Raw genomic sequence first — 5,392 nt, forward strand, 5'->3', positions numbered from 1 at the left:
AGGCTGCTGACGTTCGGATGGTCGTTTCTGAGCCGGCCGCTGGGAAGCGAGACGACGCTCGTGGACGCGGGCTCGGCGAAAGCGTCGTTCCTGGCGGACATGCCGGGCGAATACATGCTGAAGGTGACCGTCTCGAACACCGTGCGGGTGAACGAGGCCACGGTGAAGGTGACGGCGATGGTTTGCGGCGCAAGCTCGCCGGTGGTCACCGACATCGCCGCGCAGAGCGACCTCGTCACCGGCAGCACCGTGCAGTTGACCGCGACCGTGAGCGACGCCGACAACGCGGCTGGGTGCGACCTGCAGCAGTCACTCTCCCATGCGTGGAAGCTGGTCCAGCTTCCGGCCGGTAGCCGGGCGAGCCTGAACAGCCTGACTGCGCAAAACCCGAGCTTCACCGCCGACGTAGCAGGCCACTACATCGTGCAACTGGTTGTCACCGATTCGACCGGTCGCTCTAGCGCGCCCAGGACGCTGGACGTCGGGGTGAATGACTGCACGCCTTCGCCCATTCAATGGGCCAATCCGGCGATCACGGCGGTTGCGACCGACCCGCAGCAGGGCGCTCCGTCGTTCGTCGACGCGAACGGCAACCCGATGCCGCACGTCGACGCCGTCGTCCAGCTCATTCCGCATGCCACGGTCGTCATCGACTGCGGACGAAAGGCGAGGGAGCCCCTTTCGTTCTTTTGGACGCTCGCGTCCCGCCCGGCGGACAGCGAAGCCCGTCTGGACTCGCAGACTACGCAATCACCGAGATTCGTGGTGGACAAGGTCGGCCGGTACCGATTGTCGGTCGTCGCAACGGATGCGCGCGGCATTCGGAGCGCGCCGGCGACCATCGACCTCGACACGACCACCTGCGGCGTGAACGAGGTCACGACCCAGCTGCTCGCCGGTGGAGCCGCCTTCGCGACGACTGCGCAGTCGCCGCAGTCGGTGGCGAGCTTTGCTCCCTTCACGTTCGGCGCGGCAATCGTCACTGCGGACAACGACGCAAGCGCGTGTCCGACGCGCTTCCAGGTCAGCGCCGATTTCAATTACCGGGTCGCGATCGAGCCTTCCCCGGGGGCAGCAAGCCTGACGACGGTGATCGGCGACGAAACCACCTTCGAAGCCCGCAAACCCGGCGCCTATGCCATCGAGGTGGACGGCGCGGTGACGAATCGGTCCGGCCGTGTGCATGCGGCGCCCGTGGTTGCGTTCTTCAGTGCAGCCGCTTGCGATTTCAGCGTCGGCATACCTGCGATCTCCGCGGTGACGCCGCCCGCCGGCGACACGTTCCCGCGCGGCCTGTCGTTCTTCGCCGGCGATCGCGTCACGGTGGCCGCGACGGCGTCTTCGACGCCAACCTGCGCATCGACTCACGACACGTTCAGCTATCGCTGGACCTTGTTGGAGACCCCGGTCGGCAGCGCTGCGCAGTTGAACTCCACCACACTGGCGCAACCGACGTTCGTGGTTGACGTCCCCGGCGGCAGCTACAGGCTGCAGGTAGAGGTCACCGACTCGCTCGGCAACGTCAAGACTAGTGCCGTCCAGACGTTCACCGCGGGCACCTGCGGGAAGAACCCGATCTCCGCGTCCGCCAGCGTCCTCGTTGCCGGGGCGCTGCCGTTCGACCCGAGCACACTCAAGGTCGCGCCGAGAAACGGCGCGTTCTTCTCCGCCGACGACGATGCGGCCCTGTGCCCCGCGCGGTTCGCGCAGACGTACACGTTCGCCTGGAGCACGACCGGCGGCACGTTCCGCGCACCTTCCGCCTCGCAGACCGATTTCGCTCCAGGCGGCAGCGTCGTCTACAGCATCAACGCCACCGTCACCGGCTCGAACGGCCAGTCCGCGGTCGCGGCGCTACAGGTCGACGCACGCTGCTCGTCGCCGTTCGTCACTTCGCCGGAGGTCGACGTTGATTTCGCGGGCTCGCCCGTCGGATCTGCTCCGCCGCGCTCGCCGGTGAGCGGCAGCTTCAACGTCTACCGCGACGATGCAGTGACGGTTTCCACTACCGCTGCGTCGACCTGCTTCGGCGCCGCTCACGCGGGTCTGACCTACGACTGGACACTGACGGCGGCGGACGGGCGCGTCCGGCACCTCAGCACCGCCTCCGCCTTGTTCACGATCGATCAGCCGAACGGCAACTACAGCGCGTCGGTGGTGGTGAAGGACGCGCTCGGCAACGGCTCTTTCGCAAGGGCGGCGTCGTTCACGGGCGCCAAGCCGTTCGACGATCACGTGTTTGCGGCCGGTTTCGCCGCCGGTCGAACGACGTTCTCCGATGACGACGTCGCCTCGGTCTGCCCTGCTCGGTTCGCCAATCAGTATGCGTTCGCCTGGAGCGTCGCCGGGTCCACTCCGGACGTCGGCTCGATCTTCAGCTCCGACAGCCACGGTCAATCCGTGACGTTCTCGCCCGGCGGGAACGCGGTGTTCAACGTGAAGCTGATCGTCAGCGGCGCAGGACGACAGACGGAAGCCTTCAGGCCGATCACCGTGAGTTGCTCCGACGTGACCCCAAAGGCCGGCGCGATCTCGGTTACCAGCAGTACGCCCGACTATGCGCCCGGGATATTCTTCCGGGATGACATCGTCGCTCTCTCGACGGCAGCCCCGACGTCGCTCTGCTTCAGCAGCATGGAAGCGGCGTCGTTTCTGTGGTCGCTGACGCGGCCGCCCGCCAGCACCAACACGACGCCCTTTGACATCACCGCTGCGCACCCGACGTTCGTGGCTGACGTCGCCTCAGGCACCTGGACGGCGACCGTCGTGGTCGTGGACAAGCTCGGCAACCGGTCCGCGCCGCGGACGCAGTCGTTCACCTCGCAGAGCTGCGGCATCAACCCGGTCCTCGTCAACTTCACGGACACGCGCGTCGGTATGTCCCCATTCGCGGCATTCGATCCGCATGACCTGGTCGCCATTGCTTCATCGAACGATGACGATGCCGCGTTGTGCCCTGCCCGGTTCAAGAACTCCTACACCTTCACGAACCTGACCGTCACCCCGCCCACCGGTGCGACCAGCTGGGCCTTCACTCCGAGTGGCTCGAACAGCGGGCGGTTCGAGGCAGGCGAAAACGGCACCTATCACGTAGCGGTGGACGCGAAGGGCAGCGCCAGCAACGTCACCGGGCACGGAACATTTGCCATCTCGGTTGACTGCTCGAGCGGCGAGGAGGTCCCTGTCGTCACGGCTCCGACGGTCGCGCAGATCGACGATCCCGAGCGAGTGACGGTCAATGGCAAGATCTTCCGCGGCGAGACCGTGACCGTCGCGACCACGGTGACCCTTCGACCGACGCGAGCGCGGCGTTGACGCCGGACGCCACCGTGACCGCGCCGAGTTTCGTCGTCGCGGTCGCCGGGGCCGCTTACGCCGTTCGCGCGACCGTCCGTGATCAGTGGGCGAACGGCCCCGGAACCAACGACGCGACCTTCGTCGCGGAGACGTGCGGCGCCAACCCGGTCGTGGTCACTTTCACGGCGCCGACGCAGCAGAGCGGCTCGTCGCCGTTCGACCCGTGGTCGGCGGCCGCCCTCGCGACCTCCAACGACAGCAACACTGCCATCTGCCCGCAGGCGCGATTCCACGACACCTACCAGATCACGTGGGCGGTGTCCGCGACACCGATGGGCGCGATGAAGTACTCGCTCTCGTCGTTCACCGGCGACCTGACTACGTTCCGCGAGGGCGAGGGTGCCTCCGGGACCTACACGCTGACGGCGACCGGCACCGCCGTGAACAGTGGCCACACGGGGACTGCATCGCAGAACATCACGACAGCGACATGTACGTCACCGACGCCGACCTTCACGAACGAAGCGTCGGACCCGGCCATTGGCTTCACCGTGACGCCGGCATCTGCAGATGGCTTCTATTCGGCAAATCCGCAGAGCGTCTTCACCGGGGATACGGTGAATCTGAGCTCGCCGACGACGTTCGCCTGCTATACGAACCAAGCCGAGGCGGCTGCCCAGTACACCTGGGGGCTCAAGGCAGACGTCGGCTCGACCCCGACGCTCACCGGTGGCATCCACTCCACGACGCCCAACTTCGTCGCGGATGCTCCGAACAAGACCTTCCACGCCCGCCTCAACGTCCAGGACCACTGGGGCAATGCCGATGCGCGCAGGCGCGATCTGACGTCGGGAAATTGCGGCGCGGCGCCGATCGCTGCGATGGCGGCAACGACGCAAGCCGGAGGCGCGTTGCCGATGGATCCATGGACGCTGACCGCGTGGCCGGCCTCTGGAACGCANNNCGGATCCCGACAAGTGCCCTGCCCGGTTCGCCCCGATGTACAGGTTCGCGTGGTCTTCCGTGGACGCTCTGTCGCCTGCGTTCTCGTCGACCACGACGAATCCGGCCACGTTCACGCCCGCTGACTCGAAGTCGTACGCGATCCATGTGTTGGTGTCCGCCAACGGCCAAAGCGGGACGGCGGATACCACCGTCAACGCGACGTGTGCTGCGCCAACCGTCGACACGCCCACGGTGGCGCAGGTCAATGGGGCGGCTTTCGGTTCGACCATCTTCGTAGGAGACGCGGTGAAAGTCGCCACTTCAGCCACTTCGGCGTGCTTCGCCAGCCCGACCTTCACGTATGCGTACACGCTGAAGCAGGGTGCCGTGACCGCTTCCGAGACGTTCTCGCCGTCGCCGACGGTGGCGCAGCCGACGTTCGTGCCACAGGTCTTTGGAGCGTCGTACGAGGTGTCGGTGACCATCGGCGACGGCTCCGGACAGACGAGCTCGCCGACGACTTCGCTCGCGATCGCCGTCTCGAGCTGCGGCGTCACCAGTCCAACCGTCTCGTTCACCGCCACGCAGCATCTCGAATCAGTCCAGCAGAAGGTCGGAACGGACACGCCGACCACTGCTCTCGACCTGACGCAGAAGTCGGGTGCAACGACCACGACGATCACCATCGACGTCGGTGGAACGTCGCAGGCCATCGAGGTCCCGTTCTACCTGGCCACGCCGGTCGACGTGGCTTTGAAGGCCGCGGCCCCTTCCTGCTCGAGCGTGACGTTCAACTCCGCGCAGCTGTTCGATCCGGACGGCCACGAGGTGCCGACGACGGACTGGACGCAGCCGTCGCCGCAGTCCGTTTCGGCGGACACGTTGCTTGTGTTCACCTTCACGCCCAGGATCGGCGATCACGTCGTCAGCGGCGACCCGGTGCCCGGCCACTTCACGCTGGCGCTGAGCCTGACGTTCGGCGGCTCCAATTCCAGCCAGACCACGACCGTCAACTCATCTGCCGTCGAGGTGGAAGGTCGTTGCGGACTGAACGCGCCAGTCGTCGATGCGAACTTCGATCCGGCGACGCAGTCCATAGACCTGCCCGTTACTGTCGATGCGATCGTCAGCGATGCCGACACCGAAGTTC

2 protein-coding genes (1 of these 2 cut by a window edge) are annotated in these 5,392 nt (G+C 66.4%); both read left to right on the forward strand.

Annotated features, from left to right (window positions below; genetic code table 11):
* The first annotated feature begins 3,329 nt into the window (after nucleotides 1–3,329).
* Nucleotides 3,330–4,385 carry a hypothetical protein gene (locus E6J58_24165; protein ID TMB31692.1) on the forward strand — a complete coding sequence of 352 codons (1,056 nt, stop codon included), beginning with the start codon at nucleotides 3,330–3,332 and terminating at the stop codon, nucleotides 4,383–4,385.
* Nucleotides 4,321–5,392, forward strand: partial view of a hypothetical protein gene (locus E6J58_24170; protein TMB31693.1) — the 5' portion only. 317 nt of this gene lie beyond the right edge of the window; only the first 1,072 of its 1,389 coding nucleotides appear in the window; it begins with the start codon at nucleotides 4,321–4,323; its stop codon lies off the right edge, out of view. Before E6J58_24165 ends, E6J58_24170 begins: the two co-directional genes overlap by 65 nt.

This window comes from Deltaproteobacteria bacterium, assembly GCA_005879535.1.
GTDB lineage: Bacteria > Myxococcota > Myxococcia > Myxococcales > 40CM-4-68-19 > 40CM-4-68-19.